General features: G+C 35.0%; 13 protein-coding genes and 1 other RNA gene. 13 read left to right on the forward strand and 1 reads right to left on the reverse strand.

The annotated features are described in order from the left end of the window. Positions 1-35: 35 nt before the first annotated feature. Complete coding sequence (gene murJ, locus ACSYSW_RS08400) at positions 36-1,574, reverse strand: murein biosynthesis integral membrane protein MurJ (protein WP_491705486.1); 1,539 nt, start codon at positions 1,572-1,574, stop codon at positions 36-38. A gap of 258 nt (positions 1,575-1,832) precedes the next feature. Here murJ and ACSYSW_RS08405 point away from each other — a divergent pair, with 258 nt between their 5' ends. From ACSYSW_RS08405 to ACSYSW_RS08465, 13 genes are all read left to right on the forward strand, one after another. Continuing rightward, positions 1,833-3,767, forward strand: coding sequence for an exoribonuclease II (locus tag ACSYSW_RS08405; protein WP_491705485.1), 1,935 nt, complete (start codon positions 1,833-1,835; stop codon positions 3,765-3,767). Between the two features lie 223 nt (positions 3,768-3,990). Next, positions 3,991-4,650, forward strand: coding sequence for a hypothetical protein (locus ACSYSW_RS08410; protein WP_491705484.1), 660 nt, complete (start codon positions 3,991-3,993; stop codon positions 4,648-4,650). A gap of 4 nt (positions 4,651-4,654) precedes the next feature. Beyond that, positions 4,655-6,247: a glucan biosynthesis protein G gene (locus tag ACSYSW_RS08415; protein ID WP_491705483.1), complete on the forward strand. Its 1,593-nt coding sequence runs from the start codon at positions 4,655-4,657 to the stop codon at positions 6,245-6,247. A gap of 25 nt (positions 6,248-6,272) precedes the next feature. After that, positions 6,273-8,630 carry a glucans biosynthesis glucosyltransferase MdoH gene (gene mdoH / locus ACSYSW_RS08420; protein WP_491705482.1) on the forward strand — a complete coding sequence of 786 codons (2,358 nt, stop codon included), beginning with the start codon at positions 6,273-6,275 and terminating at the stop codon, positions 8,628-8,630. Positions 8,631-8,687: 57 nt separating this feature from the next. After that, positions 8,688-9,674, forward strand: a complete 987-nt coding sequence (gene epmA, locus ACSYSW_RS08425) for an elongation factor P--(R)-beta-lysine ligase (RefSeq protein ID WP_491705481.1) — start codon at positions 8,688-8,690, stop codon at positions 9,672-9,674. A 5-nt stretch (positions 9,675-9,679) separates the two neighbouring features. Next, positions 9,680-11,026, forward strand: a complete 1,347-nt coding sequence (gene rmuC, locus ACSYSW_RS08430) for a DNA recombination protein RmuC (protein WP_491705480.1) — start codon at positions 9,680-9,682, stop codon at positions 11,024-11,026. Between the two features lie 215 nt (positions 11,027-11,241). Continuing rightward, positions 11,242-11,484, forward strand: coding sequence for an exodeoxyribonuclease VII small subunit (gene xseB / locus ACSYSW_RS08435; RefSeq protein WP_491705479.1), 243 nt, complete (start codon positions 11,242-11,244; stop codon positions 11,482-11,484). Then, the gene (gene ispA / locus ACSYSW_RS08440) at positions 11,477-12,346 is read left to right on the forward strand and encodes a (2E,6E)-farnesyl diphosphate synthase (protein ID WP_491705478.1); all 870 of its coding nucleotides are present in this window, start codon (positions 11,477-11,479) and stop codon (positions 12,344-12,346) included. The genes xseB and ispA overlap by 8 nt, the downstream gene beginning before the upstream one ends. Before the next feature lie 24 nt (positions 12,347-12,370). Continuing rightward, positions 12,371-14,227, forward strand: coding sequence for a 1-deoxy-D-xylulose-5-phosphate synthase (dxs, locus tag ACSYSW_RS08445; RefSeq protein ID WP_491706249.1), 1,857 nt, complete (start codon positions 12,371-12,373; stop codon positions 14,225-14,227). Between the two features lie 7 nt (positions 14,228-14,234). Then, on the forward strand, positions 14,235-14,507 hold the full coding sequence (zapA, locus tag ACSYSW_RS08450; RefSeq protein WP_491705476.1) for a cell division protein ZapA: 273 nt from the start codon (positions 14,235-14,237) through the stop codon (positions 14,505-14,507). Between the two features lie 75 nt (positions 14,508-14,582). Then, positions 14,583-14,765: non-coding RNA, 6S RNA (gene ssrS, locus ACSYSW_RS08455), on the forward strand. A 37-nt stretch (positions 14,766-14,802) separates the two neighbouring features. Further along, entirely contained in the window at positions 14,803-15,360 is a 558-nt protein-coding gene (locus tag ACSYSW_RS08460) for a 5-formyltetrahydrofolate cyclo-ligase (RefSeq protein WP_491705475.1), read from the forward strand. Positions 15,361-15,635: 275 nt separating this feature from the next. After that, complete coding sequence (locus ACSYSW_RS08465; RefSeq protein WP_491705474.1) at positions 15,636-17,114, forward strand: catalase; 1,479 nt, start codon at positions 15,636-15,638, stop codon at positions 17,112-17,114. Positions 17,115-17,186: the final 72 nt, after the last annotated feature.

Genomic DNA, 17,186 nt, shown 5'->3' on the forward strand with positions numbered 1-17,186 from the left:
AATATTGTTTAGTTTTTAATTAATATGAGCATAAATTAGTAAATTCTTTTTATAAATTGTTTTATTTTAAAACCCATTGCAATAAGCGCGATAAAATAGACAAAAATACCGATAATCACAAGTAAAAATAATCGGCTTAATCTTACCGGCATACTACCTGTTCCCCAATCAGGAAAAAAATGCCCAGAAAACCCTAAGGCTAAGGACATCAAAATAACAGCAATAATAACTTTAATTAAAAAGGATAACCAGCCGACCGCGGGTTTATAAAGTTTCTTACGGCGGAGTTGCCAATACAGTAAAGCGGCATTAAAACACGCAGCGATACCAATTGAAAGGGCAAGTCCGGCATGTTGCAATGAATCAATAAATGCTAAATTCATTAATTGCGTTAATATTAAGGTGATAATAGCGATTTTAACGGGTGTTTTTATATCTTGTCTTGAATAAAATGCAGGCGCTAAGACTTTAATTAGAATTAATCCAATTAATCCTACCGAATAAGCCATTAACGCACGTGCAGTCATTAAAGTATCCTGCGCCGAAAAATGACCATATTCAAATAATGTCGCTATTAATGGTTTTGATAATACGCCTAACGCAACACTGCAAGGTAATGCTAATAAAAAGCAAAGTTTTAATCCCCAATCTAATAATTCAGAATATTGTTTATCATCAGATTTAGCGAAAGTTTTAGCCAATGAAGGTAATAAAATAGTGCCGAGAGCAACGCCTAATACACCTGCTGGAAATTCCATTAAACGATCAGCATAATACATCCATGAAACAGATCCTGAGATCAAAAAAGAAGCGAAAATGGTATTGATAATTAATGAGATTTGCCCAACCGAGACACCCAATATCGCGGGCACCATCTGTTTCATGACTCGCCAAACACCCGCATCTTTTAAATTAATTCGTGGTAAAACTAACATACCGATTTTTTTGAGAGCAGGTAATTGATATACAAGCTGTAAAATCCCACCAACAATGACAGAAACGGCTAATGCAAGAATAGGCGGATTAAAATAAGGTGTCGCAAAAAGAGTAAAACCTATCATACTCAGATTTAAAAAGGTCGGCACAAATGCCGGTACTGAAAAGCGATTCCAAGTATTTAAAATGGCTCCCGCTAATGATGCCAGTGAAATAAAAAAAATGTAAGGAAAGGTAATTCTTAATAATAATGTCGTTAATTCAAATTTTTCAAGCGATTGATTTAAAAAACCTGGCGCAGTTATCATAATAATAATTGGCGCGGTAATAATGCCAATGACTGTTACTATGGCAAGGACTAAAGTCAGTAAACCCGCAACATAAGCGATAAATGTTCGGGTCGCTTCATCCCCTTTTTGATTTTTATATTCTGCTAAAATGGGCACAAAAGCTTGTGAAAAAGCACCTTCAGCGAAAATACGTCTTAATAAATTAGGTAACTTAAAAGCGATAAAAAAAGCATCAGCAGCGGATCCTGCCCCAAAAAAACGGGCAATAATGGCATCTCGGATAAAACCCAAAACACGAGAAATCATTGTCATTGAACTGACTGTCGCTAACGATTTTAGAAGATTCATAAATGGATTGTTCAAGAAAATTTGAGGCATAGTCTACAAATTATTCATTAAAATAACCATGCTTTTTTAGGTAAATTCATTTTGGTTCTTTTTCACTTTTTGGCAAGAATTTCGAATTGGGCTTTTGTTTTGAAACAAAATAATGAAATAAAGCAATAAGTTAATTATTAAAAAAACGGTAGGATGGTAATGACAATAAACTTTTTCTAAAGATTTATGATATAATTCCTTTCTCGTATCTTAATTATATTAAGTGAAATGTTTCAAAATAATCCGCTACTTGCTCAATTAAAACAACAAATCCATGAAAGCACACCTCGAACCGAAGGTATTGTGCGGGCTCACGATAAAGGCTATGGTTTTCTTGATGTCGATGCTAAAACCAATTATTTTATTCCAATGTCCAAAATGAAATCTGTTTGTCATGGTGATAAAGTTTCTGGCTCGTTAATCACACATGACGATAAAATTTCATTTGAACCTGAAGCATTAATTGAATCATCGTTACAAACGTTTATTGGTAAAATTGGATTTAAAAAGCAGTCCATGGTCATTTACCCTGAAAATATGCCGCAGTTTGCTATTCTTTGTAAAGTCAATGCTGCCGTTAAAGAACGTATCAATGAAGGGGATTGGGTTAAAGCAAGTCTTATTTCTCATCCACTGATGGAAGAAAAAAAAGGATTTTTTGCTGATGTTACCCAATTTATTACCACCACAAATAATCCTCATCAATTATGGCTTAGAACATTAGTAAGATATGATTTAGAATTGTCCCCAGCACAAAATGATAATCCCGCATTAAATGAAAACGAACTGACTAATCGGCATGATTTAACGGCTATCCCCTTCTTTACTATAGATAGCCAATACACGCAAGACATGGATGATGCAATATCTATCTCATTAGATGAACAAGGTTATTATGATTTAACTGTTGCTATAGCCGATCCCACTGCCTATATCACAGTTGACAGTCAATTAGATCAAAGCGCAAAACAACGTAATTTTACAACCTATCTCCCTGATTATACGGTTCCTATGTTGCCAAAAGATTTGGCTAATGATATTTGTTCGCTAAAACCGAATCAAAAAAGGCTTGCCATCGTTTGCCATATTAAAATTGATCAGGAAGGAAATATTTTAAAAGATTATGAGTTTAAGCCTGCATGGATTGAATCAAAAGCAAAACTGTCTTACCACAATGTGTCAGATTTTTTAGAAAATATTGCGCCTTTAGCAAGTAACGACTCAATTATTGTTGAGCAATTAAATTTATTACATAAATTAGCATTAATACGAGCAACATGGCGTCAAAAAAATGCCTTAGTGTTTCAAGATAAACCGGATTTTCATTTTATTCTTGATGATAATTTCCAAGTAAGTGCCATCGAAAAAGAAGATAAACGTATCGCTCATCATATTGTTGAAGAAGTTATGGTTATTGCCAACCAAGTGCTAACCATCACACTACAAAAGGAAATCGGATTTGGCGTTTTTAATGTTCATAGTGGATTTGATAGTAAATATTATGATCAGATTGTCTTAATTTTAAAACAAAATGGCATTGAAAATTTTGATAAAGAGACGATTTCTTCATTTACAGGCTATGTTAAATTACGGCAATTAATAGAAAATAATGACTTTATCAATGCTCGCTTACGCAAATTACAAACCTCTGCCGATATTTCGTCTAACCCAATGCCACATTTTGGACTCGGGTTTGAAGCTTATGCAACATGGACTTCACCCATTCGTAAATACGGCGATATGATTAATCATCGCTTATTAAAAGCGATCATTCACCATGAAACGGCTCAAGAGCCAGATGCACAGCAACTAAAAAGCATGAACGAAAGAAGAAAAATTCTTCGTTTTGCTGAAAGAGATATTACCGATCATTTATATATGCAGTATTTAACGCATAAAATTGGCGAAATATTTAATGGAGAAATTATCGATATTAATCGCGGTGGAGCAAAATTACGCTTAACCGATATTGGTGCCTTAGTCTTTTTACCTTTATCGATGATGCATAATATTCGAACAGAAATTAATGCTTGTCCAGACGAAGGTATCATCAAAATTAATGAACATACCGCTTTTAAATGCACAGATACGTTACAAGTTAAACTTCTAGAAGTGAAAAAAGAGAGTCGTACCATCATTGTGAAATTGCATTCATCAAATTAAGAAATTAACCGTAATCTGAAAAATGCATTTTATTTTATTACAATCTAAAATGCATTTCGATTATTAAATGGACTTATTGATATATAAATAATCTATTTTTTAAATTTTACGACATGCTTTAAAGATAATTTAAAAATCAACTAGTGTTTTTAAAAAATATAAGTATATAATTTTAAACTTAATCAATTTGTAATCTTGAAAAAACATCTTTGGAATTTTATTAATGAGAATTATAAATCACATTATTATTTTGCTAGTCTCCTTTTTTATTACAAGTTGTGCAAATTATTCTAAGTCAACTGTTCAACCATCAAATAACACCCAACAAAACGATAGGTTAGCAAATCTCTATTTGCGCACTGAAAAAAACAATAGCTATATCGTTAATGCTAAACAACAATTAAAAGAATTACTTAATAAAAATAATCAAACATTTGATAATTATGTGACTGAACAAGGGATTTTAGGATGTGAATTAGATAATCAATTAACACCTTGTGTATTAAATTTTTATCTAACTAAATATTATCAATTAAAAACCGATAAACAAATTAAAACAGCAATTGATAAAACCAAAAATGAATATAGTAAATTACTACCGAACCAAACAAACATTTTAGAATATTGTCAATATAATGCTGATTTTATTACAGCTATTTATGCCCAGAAAACAGATAAATCTATCGAAAAATATCGGCAATTATTTAAAATGAATGCTCAAGCAATGCAAGCCGAAATTAAAAAACTGCATGATGATCATTACAGCCAGTTTTTAATCGCCGAAAATCCAACAATCCTTCAAGAGATGCAGGAAACATTTATGACCAATTGTTTAAATGAACCAGCGACTCATATCATTAATTATTCTCACCTTTTTAGGTAGGTCTATGCGCGCATCTATACATAATTTATTATCCTTTATACCCTCTAATCCTAGAGCAATAATTAATAAAAAAACCATAAGCCAAGTTTTTTGTTTATTTACCGTAACTTGTGCTAGTTTTTCTGCTTGCGCATTTTCACTTAATGATGTCGTGCAACTTGCCAAAGAAAGCTCAACCAAACCGTATGTGAAAACAGAAAGTAATATTCCAAATGAACTGTCTTCATTACAATTTGCGGATTATCAAAAAATTCATTTCGATCATAGTCGTAGTTTTTGGTCAGATATTAAAAGTCATTTTAAACTTGAGTTTTATCATGAGGGGATGTATTTCGATACACCTGTTAAAATTAACGAAATTATTGATAATCAAGTTAAACCTATCAAATACGATCCGTCTTATTTTGATTTAAGTTTGACGGATCTCAAAAACCTCGACACCAGTAAATTAGGCTATGCCGGCTTTAAAGTGCATTATCCCATTAATTCAAAAGATAAAACTGATGATGAAATTTTTACAGCCTTAGGTGGCAGTTATTTTCGAGTCATTGGTAAAAATCAGATATATGGCGTTTCAGCACGAGGACTGGCTATTGATACAGGCGAAATGTCCGGTGAAGAATTTCCTTTCTTTAAAGAATTTTGGATAGTGCGCCCAACGCCCACAGAGCGCCATTTAGTGATCTATGCCTTACTTGATTCACCGCGCGTTGTCGGCGCTTATAAAATGATTCTTACACCAAGTATAGATACGACGTTAACCGTTGAATCGAAATTATTTTTCCGTGATTCCATAAAAAAACTGGGGATCGCTCCATTAACGAGTATGTTTTTATATGGTCCTAATCAACCATCACCATTATTAAATTATCGACCCGCAATGCATGATTCCAATGGATTGTCGATATTAACAGATAATGATGAATGGATTTGGCGACCTTTAAACAATCCTAAAAAACTGTCCTTTTCCTCGTACAGTTTAGATAATCCTAAGGGCTTTGGTTTAATTCAAAGAGATAATGGTTTTAGAGATTATCAAGACCTAGATGATCATTACGAAAAAAGACCCAGCGTTTGGACTGAAATACTAGATCATTGGCAACGCGGTCGAGTTGAATTAGTTGAAATCCCAACGGCAGATGAAACAAACGATAATATCGTTACCTTTTGGGTGCCTAAACAAGAATACAAACGAGGCGATGAGCTTTCCGTTAAATATCGACTTCATTACACTTTAAATGAAAAAGCACGTTACCCTGATAATATTGCTCGAGCAGATAATACGCGTTTATCATTAGGTGATATTAAACAAGCTAATTTGATTCGTAAATTAGATGGTTCTAATGCGTATATCATTGATTTTGTCGGGAAAGATTTAGCGCAAGAAAAGCAAGTAAAAATTATATCGAGTATCAATAATGGCACTATTTTAAGCGCTGATTTGCAATATAACCAACAATTAAAAGGCTATCGAGTTATTATTCGTTTCAATGTTCAAGATAATAAAAAACCCACCGATATGCGCGTGCAACTTGCTTCTGAAAAAAATAATCAAATTTTAACAGAAACATGGAGCGGACAATATCCTGTTCAATAATGAAATATAAAAAGATTATAATGCGATGAAAAAAGATGACTTTTTAGATCTTTCTGATGCCCATAAATGGCATCAGGAAACGCAGGCTAATGCAGAGCCATTTAATTATTTAACCTTGTTAAAATATCGGCTAAATAAATTAGGGCGACTTTTTTTGTTCAATGATAAAAGATTGCAACAACCAACTTATCCTGATATTAAACGTGTAGCAATAAAACCGCAAAAATGGCATCAACGTTATAAACCTGCACGTAAAAGTCAATTTAATTTTATTGCAAGCTTACGGCGGTTCATTTTATTGCTATTAATACTTGGTCAAACTTATATGGCGACCACCTATTTAGCAACTCTTTTACCTTATCAAAGCTGGAATCAAATCAATTTTTGGCAAACCTGGGATCTTAATTACCACTTAGCGATTATGAGCGTTGTGCCTTACGCTATCCAAGTTGTCATTATCGGCTTATTTGCTATTTTATTTTGTTGGATTTCTATCGGCTTTTGGACAAGCGTCTTAGGGTTATTATTAACGATCATGAAAAAAGATCGCTTTACCCTGCAAATCCCTAAAGATGCGATCAAACAAATCAATCCTAAACACCGCACCGCCTTGGTCATGCCAATTTGTAATGAAGAGGTTGCCCGTGTATTTGCCGGTTTAGAAGCCACTTATCAATCATTAGTAGCAACGGGCGCAGCTTCACTTTGTGATTTTTATATCTTAAGTGATACTAACGATCCCGATCTCTATGTCAATGAACTTAAAGCTTGGGCTGATTTTAATGCACAAAATCAAGATAGCGCCTATCGCGTTTTTTATCGACATCGTAAGCGACGCGTAAAACGTAAAAGTGGTAATATAGATGATTTTTGTCGACGTTTTGGTCATCTGTATGAATATATGTTAATTTTAGATGCTGATAGTATCATGACGGGTGATTGTCTTACGTCAATGATAGCCATGATGGAACAACATCCAAATGCGGGAATTATTCAAGCTCCACCAAAATCCGTTAGAATGACAACACTTTACAGTCGCATCCAACAATTCGCAAATCAGCTTTATAGCGATATTTTTTGTGCAGGAACCCATTTTTGGCAAGTAAGTGAAGCTCAATATTGGGGACATAATGCAATCATTCGTCTTAAACCCTTTATTGAGCACTGTATTTTAACGCCGCTAAATAATCGCAAAGCCCCTTTACATATTCTGTCTCATGATCTTGTTGAAGCGACCTTAATGCGCCGTGCTGGTTATGATGTCTGGATAGCTTATAATCTAAATGGTAGCTACGAAGAACTACCAGGAAATATGATAGAAGATCTTAAACGCGATAATCGCTGGTGTATGGGGAATCTAATTAATTTAAAATTAATATTTAAAAGTGGCATTAAATTAACACATAGACTGATGTTTATGACCAGTGGCATGGCTTATATTTCTTCTTTATTATGGTTAATGTTCCTTATCTTTTCGACCTTATTATTATTAGTCTTTAATGTTGCAGAGCCCCTTTATTTTTATCAACCTAATCAGTTTTTTCCTGTCTGGCCTAGGTGGAATGAGCATTTAGCCATTCAATTACTTTCAACGACGCTAATATTACTTTTTGCGCCAAAATTTTTTAGTTTAGGGATTATTATCGCCAAAAAACAAACCCAAAATTTAGGCGGGATCGTTAAATTAACGTTATCTATTATCATCGAAATGATATGGTCGATGATCCTTGCGCCAATCAGAATGATCTTTCATAGTAAATTTGTGATTAAAGCCTGGCTTGGCAGCAAAATTCAATGGAAATCTCCATCTCGTAATGATGATGCCTTAACCTGGAAAGAATCATTTTATTTTTGCTGGCCTTTATCTTTACTCGGTATTATTTGGTTAGCTATCATTATTTGGCTTAATCCTCAATTCACTTATTGGTATATTGCGATATTAATTCCTTTGATTATTTCGCCGCTTGTGGTTAGGATTTCTGGACTGTCTAGCCTAGGGCTGAAAGCGAAAAAGTGTGGCTTATTTTTAACGCCCGATGAAATACATCCCAATAAAGCCATTCTCTTAACTGATGAAAATCTAGTAAAAACAGAAGCTTACCTAATACAACATGGTTTTATTATCGCGCTTATTGATCCGATTTATAATGCGCTAGTTTGTGCTTTATCAACGTCAAGACATCTTGAAAACGAAAAAATTAATCAAGTAAGGTTAGAACGACTCACTTATTTTAAAAATTGTGATCTACTAAAATTAAGTAAAGACGATAAATTACTTATCTTAGAAGATCCCTTTATTCTTTTTGCTTTACATTTGCATATTTGGCAACAACAAGAAAACTACGACAAATTATTTTCAATATGGCAAAATGAAACACATTAATCCAATATAGGGCTTAATGCCCTATTTTCTTTCTAAAACTAAACTTATATAAAATTCATGACTAATACAACCACTTGGCAACCAACAGCATCGATAGATAATTTGATAAAACGATCAAAAATCATTAAGCAAATCCGGCAATTTTTTGCTGACAGAGCGATTTTAGAGGTAGAAACTCCGTCCCTTAGCCAATATGCCGTGACAGATGTCCATTTAAGTTCCTTCCACACCCGTTATTTAAAACCAGGACAAACAAATGAAGCAGATGGCGTAAAAATGTCATTGATAACCAGTCCTGAATATCATATGAAACGTTTACTAGCCGCAGGTAGCGGACCTATTTTTCAAATTTGTAAATGTTTCCGTAATCATGAAGAAATCAGTCGTTACCATAATCCCGAGTTTTCAATGCTTGAATGGTATCGTACTAAATTTGATATGAATCAAATTATTAATGAAGTGGATGATTTATTACAAGCTATTCTCGATTGCGAACCTGCCGAACGTTTATCTTATCAAAAAGCGTTCATTCGCTATTTAAATCTCGATCCGCTTGAAGCAACACGAACCATGTTAATCGCAAAATTAACCGAATTAAATGTGGAAGTAACAAGCGAGGATATGGACAATGATGGATTATTACAGTGCTTATTTGCCTATGGCGTCGAACCTCATATTGGGCTTGAAAAACCAGTTGTGATTTATCATTTTCCTGCATCACAAGCCGCCCTTGCCGAAGTCAATCAAACGGATCATAGAGTTGCTCACCGGTTTGAGTTTTATTATAAAGGTGTTGAGCTTGCTAATGGTTTTAAAGAACTGACCGATGTCCAAGAACAACAAGCGCGTTTTGAACAAAATAATCGCGATAGAGCCGCACTTAAATTACCCGAAGAAAATATTGATAGCGAACTCCTTGCCGCCTTAAATGCAGGTTTACCGGATTGCTCAGGTGTTGCCGTTGGACTCGATCGTTTAATTATGCTGGCAATTAATGCCACAACATTAGCCGAGGTTATTTCGTTCCCAATGGATAGAGCTTAATTTTTATGAACAACCTAGTTATTACCGACTGGATTGCGATTATTTTTGCTATCCTGGCTTTGGTTTTGCTCTTTTGGGCGATTAAATTACAATTTCATTTACATAATGTGAAACAATTGTCACAGCTACAGTTATCACAAAAAAATGAAGAGTTACAAATTGTAATGCAAAAAAACGGAATTTTAGAGCATGAATTAAATCAACATCGTGAGCAGCATCTTGTACAAAATATTAAAATAAGCGAATTAAAAACCCGCTTAGAAGAAACACTCCATGCCGCGACCGAGAAGCAAACGATTCTCGAACAAAGTGAGCAAAGATTAACTAACCAGTTCGAAAACCTCGCAAATCGCATTTTCGACCATAATGGTAAAAAAATCGAACAACAAAATAAATTAAGTTTAGATTTATTACTTTCACCATTAAAAGAACAACTTGAAGGCTTCAAAAAGCAAGTCCAATCAAGTTTTAGTGAAGAAGCCAAAGAAAGGCATACGTTAACTTTTGAAATTCGCCATCTCCAACAACTTAATCAGCAAATGGCAAAAGAAGCCACGAATTTGACTAATGCCCTAAAAGGTAATAATAAAACGCAAGGAAATTGGGGCGAGTTCATTTTAAGCAAAATTTTAGATAACTCAGGTCTTCGTGAAGGTTATGAATATCAAACACAAGTCAGTTTATCTAACGACGATAATAGGCGAATGCAGCCTGATGTCATTGTTCATTTACCGCAAGGTGGCGATGTTGTTATTGATTCAAAAGTCACGCTTGTTGCTTATGAACGCTATTTTAATAGTGAAGATGAACAAATCCAAAATATCTCTATCAATGAACATTTAGTTGCCGTACGTAATCATTTAAAACAACTCAGTCAAAAAAATTATCAACAATTAAATGGCATTAATTCATTAGATTATATTTTAATGTTTATTCCCATTGAACCGGCTTTCTTAACGGCGATTAATCATGATCCGGCTTTAATTGATGATGCACTTAAACAAAATATTATGATAGTCAGTCCATCTACCTTATTAGTTGCGTTACGTACCATTCATAATCTTTGGCGATTTGAATATCAAAATCGTCATGCTGAGCTTATTGCAGATAGGGCAAGTAAACTTTATGATAAAATCCGTGGATTTATTGAAGATATGCAAGGACTAGGTAACTGTTTAGATAAAGCTCAGCAAACTTATCAATCATCGATGAATAAATTAAATAAAGGGCGTGGCAATATCATTGCGCAAATAGAAAAATTTCGAGAAATGGGCATTACGGTTAAAAAACCGATTAATGAAGATCTGGCGTTAGATGCCATTCAAGAATATGAAAATAACCAAGAAGAATAAAACTAAACGCTCTTGATTTATTCCTTAATTCATACTGATGATAAAGAGAAAATAAAAAATAAGTTGTTTTAATTTTTATTAATTTGATGATTAATCTGAATGATTGCAAACAAGATAATGAATATACATCATAATTGTTAAAGATCATGATGGATAAATAGGATAATTTAAAAGCATAATCTAACAACCTATTTGCTAAGGTTAAGGAGTATAAAATGGCGATAAAAAAAGAGAATACCTTGTCTTTTGAAGAAACAATTAAACAATTAGAACTTATTGTTGCAAAACTCGAAGAAGGTGACTTATCTCTTGATGAAGCATTAACAGAATTTGAACAAGGAATCAAATTAGCTCGCACAGGTCAGCAACAATTACAAAAAGCGGAACAGCGTATACAAATCTTATTGTCCGAAAATACTGATGCCGAATTAGACGAGTTTATTGTTGATAATGAATGAATTAATCCAATTACAACAGCGGATCGATAAGTATTTAACTCATCTTAGCCAAACACTTGCGCCATCAAGATTACAGCAAGCAATGAGTTATAGCTTATTAGCCGGCGGTAAACGTATACGCCCTATTTTGGTCTATCTAACTGGACAAATGTTTAATTGTTCGTTAGAGCAATTAGATGCGCCCGCTGCAGCAATAGAAGCACTACATACTTATTCCTTAATTCATGATGATTTACCGGCAATGGATAACGATGATTTAAGACGTGGTAAAGCAACGTGTCATATTCAATACGATGAAGCAGAAGCCATCCTTGCTGGTGATGCCTTACAAGCACTCGCCTTTTCGCTATTAGCCGAAAATCCGCATATCAATGATAAAAATAAACTTATCATGATTAAAGAGTTAGCAAATGCCAGTGGCATAAATGGTATGTGTTTAGGGCAATCATTAGATTTACAGGCGGAACATAAAAAAATAAATCTCAACGAACTCCAATTTATCCATGCCAATAAAACAGGTGCACTCATTAATGCTGCAGTTAGGTTAGGTGCCTTAGCCTGCCCTCATCTAACGAAGCAAGAAGATGAAGCGCTAAGTGAATATGCACAAGCAATTGGACTGGCGTTTCAAATTCAAGACGATATTTTAGATATTACCGGTGATCAAAACATCATGGGAAAACCCAAAGGCTCCGATCTTATTCATGAAAAAAGCACTTATCCGTCATTGTTAGGACTCGAACAAGCAATTTTAATGACTGAGCAACTTTATCAACAAGCAGTCGAAAGCTTGCAAAAAATACCGTATAATAGTCAACCATTACAAGATCTTGCAAGGTTTATTATTAAGCGAAATAATTAACCGCTTAACCATAAAAATAGATAAATGAACGCTGATAATTACCCATTATTAAATCAAATTGACTCGCCAAAAGATTTGCGAACGCTTAATACATCGCAACTGGCAGGTGTTTGCCAAGAATTACGTCAATTTTTACTGGAATGCGTTAGTCAATCAAGTGGTCATTTAGCGTCAGGATTAGGCGTTGTCGAATTAACTACAGCGTTACATTACGTTTATCAAACCCCTTATGACCAAATCATTTGGGATGTTGGACATCAAGCTTATCCCCATAAAATTCTAACAGGTCGACGCGATCGCATGTTAACGATTCGTCAAAAAGATGGATTACATGCTTTTCCTAATCGGCAAGAAAGTGAATATGATGTTTTAACAACCGGTCACTCATCGACATCAATTAGTGCCGCTCTTGGCATTGCGATTGCAGAACAACAAAAACAATCACATCGTAAAGTGGTGGCCATTATTGGCGATGGCGCATTAACGGCAGGTATGGCATTTGAAGCAATGAATCATGCCGGTCATATAAAACCAGACATGCTTGTTATTGTTAATGATAACGATATGTCTATTTCAGAAAACACTGGCGCCCTAAAGCAGCATTTAGCCCAAATATTATCAAGCAAAACCTATGCCTCTATTCGTGAAAGAAGCAAACGGGTATTATCAACCATTCCACCTTTAAAAGAATTAGCGAAAAAAACGGAAGATCATCTAAAAAGTTTAGTTACCCCGGCCATTTTATTTGAAGAATTAGGATTTGAGTATATTGGTCCTGTTGATGGGCACGATATTAATAATCTAGTTAATGTGTTACAAAAAACACGACAAGCTAAAGGACCGCAGCTACTACATGTCATTACTCAAAAAGGCAAAGGTTACCCACCTGCTGAAAAAAATCCCACATTATGGCATGGCGTACCTAAGTTTGATCCGGCAAATGGCCACTTACCTATCGCCAACAAAACAACAGCCACTTATTCACAAATTTTTGGTGAGTGGTTATGCGAAATAGCTAAGTCAGATAACCGCCTTATGGCAATTACACCCGCGATGGGCGAAGGCTCAGGCATGGTGCAATTTCAAACACATTATCCTAATCAATTTTTTGACGTTGCGATAGCCGAACAACATGCCGTCACCTTAGCTGCAGGTTTTGCTATCAGCGGGTTAAAGCCGGTTGTCGCTATTTATTCGACTTTTTTACAACGTGCCTATGATCAAATTATTCACGATGTTGCGCTTCAAAACTTACCGGTCATGTTTGCCATTGATAGGGCGGGCATTGTCGGTGCAGATGGTGAAACCCACCAAGGCGCATTCGATTTAAGTTTTCTACGCCCTATACCCAATATGGTGATTATGACACCAAGCGACGAAAATGAATGCAGACAAATGCTTTATACTGGCTATTTACATAATGGACCATCCGCTGTCCGTTATCCTCGAGGTAACGGTATAGGTATCCCTCTTACGCCATTGACCCCTTTAACAATTGGACAAGCTGTAATAAAACGCCATGGGCAAAAAATCGCTATTCTTAATTTTGGCACTTTATTACCTGAGGCATATAAAGCAGCTGAATATTTAGACGCCACATTGGTTGATATGCGATTTGTCAAACCATTAGACGAAAAACTCATTTTACAGATCAGCCAAAGCCATACTATACTTATTACTATTGAGGAAAATAGCATAAAAGGTGGCGCAGGTAGTGGCGTTAATGAATGGTTACTCTTGAACAAAGCCAATTGTGCTATTTTAAATATCGGATTACCTGATCAGTTTATTCCCCAAGGCGAACAAAATGAAATACGTAAGCAAATGGGACTCGATGCTGAAAGTATCATCCGACAAATTAATCACTTTACTAATCAATAGGTTAAATATGGAAACACAAACTGTAACGATCCAAATATTTGGTCGCACATTAAAATTTAATTGCCCTGTTGATGAAATTGAAGCGCTAAATAATGCTGCTAAAGATCTCGACCAACGACTTGTCGCAATGCGCGAAAAATCGCCCCAAATTGGTAGTGAGCAATTAATTATGACAGCGGCACTTAATCTTTCTTATGACTTAACGAAAGAGAAAGAAAAAAATGATAACTTTAATGAAAGATTAAAAATGCTACAACAATTACTTGATTCCGCGATATAACTCATAAAATAAGCTATCAAAGTGTAAATTTAAGTAAACTAAGTTGTATCATTTAAAAAATTTTGTATTATGTATCCGTCTCTGAGGTGTTTGTGACTGGGTTAGTTCCCTGAGCCGATAATCCAAACTTAAGAACGCTGTGATTTTTAATTGGTGTGTAAGCCTTACTTGATAAGGAAACCTAAAGATTAAAACACCTTGTTCACCTTGAACCTACGGTTCAAGGGTTGCAACCTAAAACGGCATCTTGGAGATTTTAATTATTTTTTAAGATCCTTTGTCAACAAAATACCCTATGATGACATGTAGACCTTCTCGAAAAAGCATTCGCCTACAGCGAAAACAACTTTCACCTCAAGTCCGCTTACAAGCTGAGCAAGCCATTTATAACAAAATTATTCATTATCCTATTTTAAAACGCGCTAAAAATATCGGCATATTTTTATCCTTTGATGGTGAAGTGAATACCAAACCCATCATTAATTATTTATGGCAACAACAAAAACACGTTTATGTGCCAATTATTCATCCTTTTAATAACAATCATTTACTTTTTTTGCGTTATCACAAAGAGACAAAGCTCATTAAAAATACCTTTGGCATCAATGAGCCTCGCTTAGATATTAGGCAAGTTATTCCTTTTAACCAGCTTGATGTTTTGTTTACGCCCTTAGTCGCGTTTGATGAACAAGGTTACCGAATGGGTATGGGCGGAGGGTTTTATGATCGTATGTTAGCGAACAATCAACATCATGCTATAACAACTATTGGCCTTGCTTTTGCCTGTCAAAAAGTCCCCTCAATTGATGCTAACCCCTGGGATATTCAATTAACTGATATTATTTATGCCTAATTTTGCTATATTAAAATGATTTATCTTTAATAAGAAGTAAACTTGCAGCGAAATATCTTATTAACCGTGCTATTTAGCGACATAAAAAACCATTTTTTTATTATTAATCAATCCATTATTAAATAACGGTGTTCATCATTTTTAAATGTAATTTACTTGATAAACGAAATATATACTTCTATTATAAAAAAGATTGCTAAATAAATTATAAACTTACATTATTACCTTCAATCTACATCATTACAAAAATCTTTAGTTATAAGAGGAGTATTGCAATGTCAGATAAATCAACAAAAACATCCCCAAAAGTACTAACAACGGCCAATGGTGCACCGGTTGCAGATAATCAAAATTCGCGCACAGCAGGACCTCGCGGACCCATACTCATTGATGATTACCAATTAGTTGAAAAACTTGCTCATTTTAGTCGCGAAAACATTCCTGAAAGGCGTGTACATGCTAAAGGCTCTGCCGCTCATGGTACCTTTACCGTAACAAAGAATATTACCCAATATTCCTTTGCGCGTATTTTTGAACAAATCGGCAAACAAACACCGCTATTTATTCGCTTTTCTGTTGTCGGTGGTGAAAGAGGATCGTCAGACACCGCACGAGATCCACGCGGCTTTGCAATTAAATTTTATACCGAAGAAGGCAATTGGGATCTTGTCGGTAATAATACCCCAGTATTTTTTATTCGTGATCCCTTAAAATTTCCTGATTTTATTCATACACAAAAACGCGATCCCAAAACTAACCTTAAAGATCCTAATATGAAATGGGATTTTTGGTCTCTCTCCCCTGAATCTCTACATCAAGTTACCATTTTATTTTCGGATCGCGGTATTCCAGATGGTTATCGTCATATGCATGGATTTGGTAGCCATACTTATAGCTTAATCAACAAAAATAAAATTCGTACCTGGGTCAAATGGCATTTTAGAACTGAGCAAGGCATTAAAAATCTTGATGCAAAAAAAGCGCTAGAATTAGATGGCAGTAATCCTGATTCAGCACAACAAGATTTATTTGATGCCATTGCCAGAGGCGAGTTTCCGAAATGGCGCGCTTACATTCAAGTAATGAGTGAAGAAGAGGCCCAAAATTACCCGGAAAATCCTTTTGATGTCACTAAAACATGGTCAAAAAAACGCTTCCCTTTGATTGAAGTCGGTATCATTGAATTAAATCGCAATCCAGAAAACTATTTTGCTGAGGTTGAACAAGCTGGATTTGCGCCGAGTAATGTTGTGCCAGGCGTTGGACTTTCCCCCGATAGAATGCTACAAGGTCGCGTTTTTGCCTATGCAGATGCCCAACGTTACCGAATTGGTACCAATTATCAACAATTACCGATCAATGCAGCACAATGTGCCGTACATAATTATCAACGCGATGGCGCTATGCGTTTTTACGTGCCAGATAACGCACCAAATTATGAACCAAATAGTGATAATAACGCACCAAAACAACAACCCGATTATGCATATCCCCCAGTCGATGTTAAACCAGGTCCTATGGATAGATACGATAATCGTATTGACGATGATTATTACTCCTATCCTCGCGCACTTTTTCATTTAATGACCGACGAGCAAAAACAAATTTTAATCGATAATATCGTCGATTCTATGAAACCCGTCCGCCGTGATATCCAAATCAGGCAAACTAAACTTTTTTACAAAGTTGATCCTGATTATGGCAGTGGTGTGGCAAAAGGATTAGGTATTAATATTGAGGAGATTAATCATTAATTCATATAATTTAAATCAAATAACCGTCAATTTGAATTAAATATGATCGTCAATGTTTTAGATAAAACGCCA

Source organism: Gilliamella sp. ESL1225 (assembly GCF_058502635.1).

Excerpts from the sequence above, each read along its gene's own strand:
- murJ (WP_491705486.1), bottom strand. The coding sequence starts at position 1,574 with ATGAATCTTCTAAAATCGTTAGCGACAGTCAGTTCAATGACAATGATT.
- ACSYSW_RS08405 (WP_491705485.1), top strand. The coding sequence starts at position 1,833 with ATGTTTCAAAATAATCCGCTACTTGCTCAATTAAAACAACAAATCCAT.
- ACSYSW_RS08410 (WP_491705484.1), top strand. The coding sequence starts at position 3,991 with ATGAGAATTATAAATCACATTATTATTTTGCTAGTCTCCTTTTTTATT.
- ACSYSW_RS08415 (WP_491705483.1), top strand. The coding sequence starts at position 4,655 with ATGCGCGCATCTATACATAATTTATTATCCTTTATACCCTCTAATCCT.
- mdoH (WP_491705482.1), top strand. The coding sequence starts at position 6,273 with ATGAAAAAAGATGACTTTTTAGATCTTTCTGATGCCCATAAATGGCAT.
- epmA (WP_491705481.1), top strand. The coding sequence starts at position 8,688 with ATGACTAATACAACCACTTGGCAACCAACAGCATCGATAGATAATTTG.
- rmuC (WP_491705480.1), top strand. The coding sequence starts at position 9,680 with ATGAACAACCTAGTTATTACCGACTGGATTGCGATTATTTTTGCTATC.
- xseB (WP_491705479.1), top strand. The coding sequence starts at position 11,242 with ATGGCGATAAAAAAAGAGAATACCTTGTCTTTTGAAGAAACAATTAAA.
- ispA (WP_491705478.1), top strand. The coding sequence starts at position 11,477 with ATGAATGAATTAATCCAATTACAACAGCGGATCGATAAGTATTTAACT.
- dxs (WP_491706249.1), top strand. The coding sequence starts at position 12,371 with ATGAACGCTGATAATTACCCATTATTAAATCAAATTGACTCGCCAAAA.
- zapA (WP_491705476.1), top strand. The coding sequence starts at position 14,235 with ATGGAAACACAAACTGTAACGATCCAAATATTTGGTCGCACATTAAAA.
- ACSYSW_RS08460 (WP_491705475.1), top strand. The coding sequence starts at position 14,803 with ATGATGACATGTAGACCTTCTCGAAAAAGCATTCGCCTACAGCGAAAA.
- ACSYSW_RS08465 (WP_491705474.1), top strand. The coding sequence starts at position 15,636 with ATGTCAGATAAATCAACAAAAACATCCCCAAAAGTACTAACAACGGCC.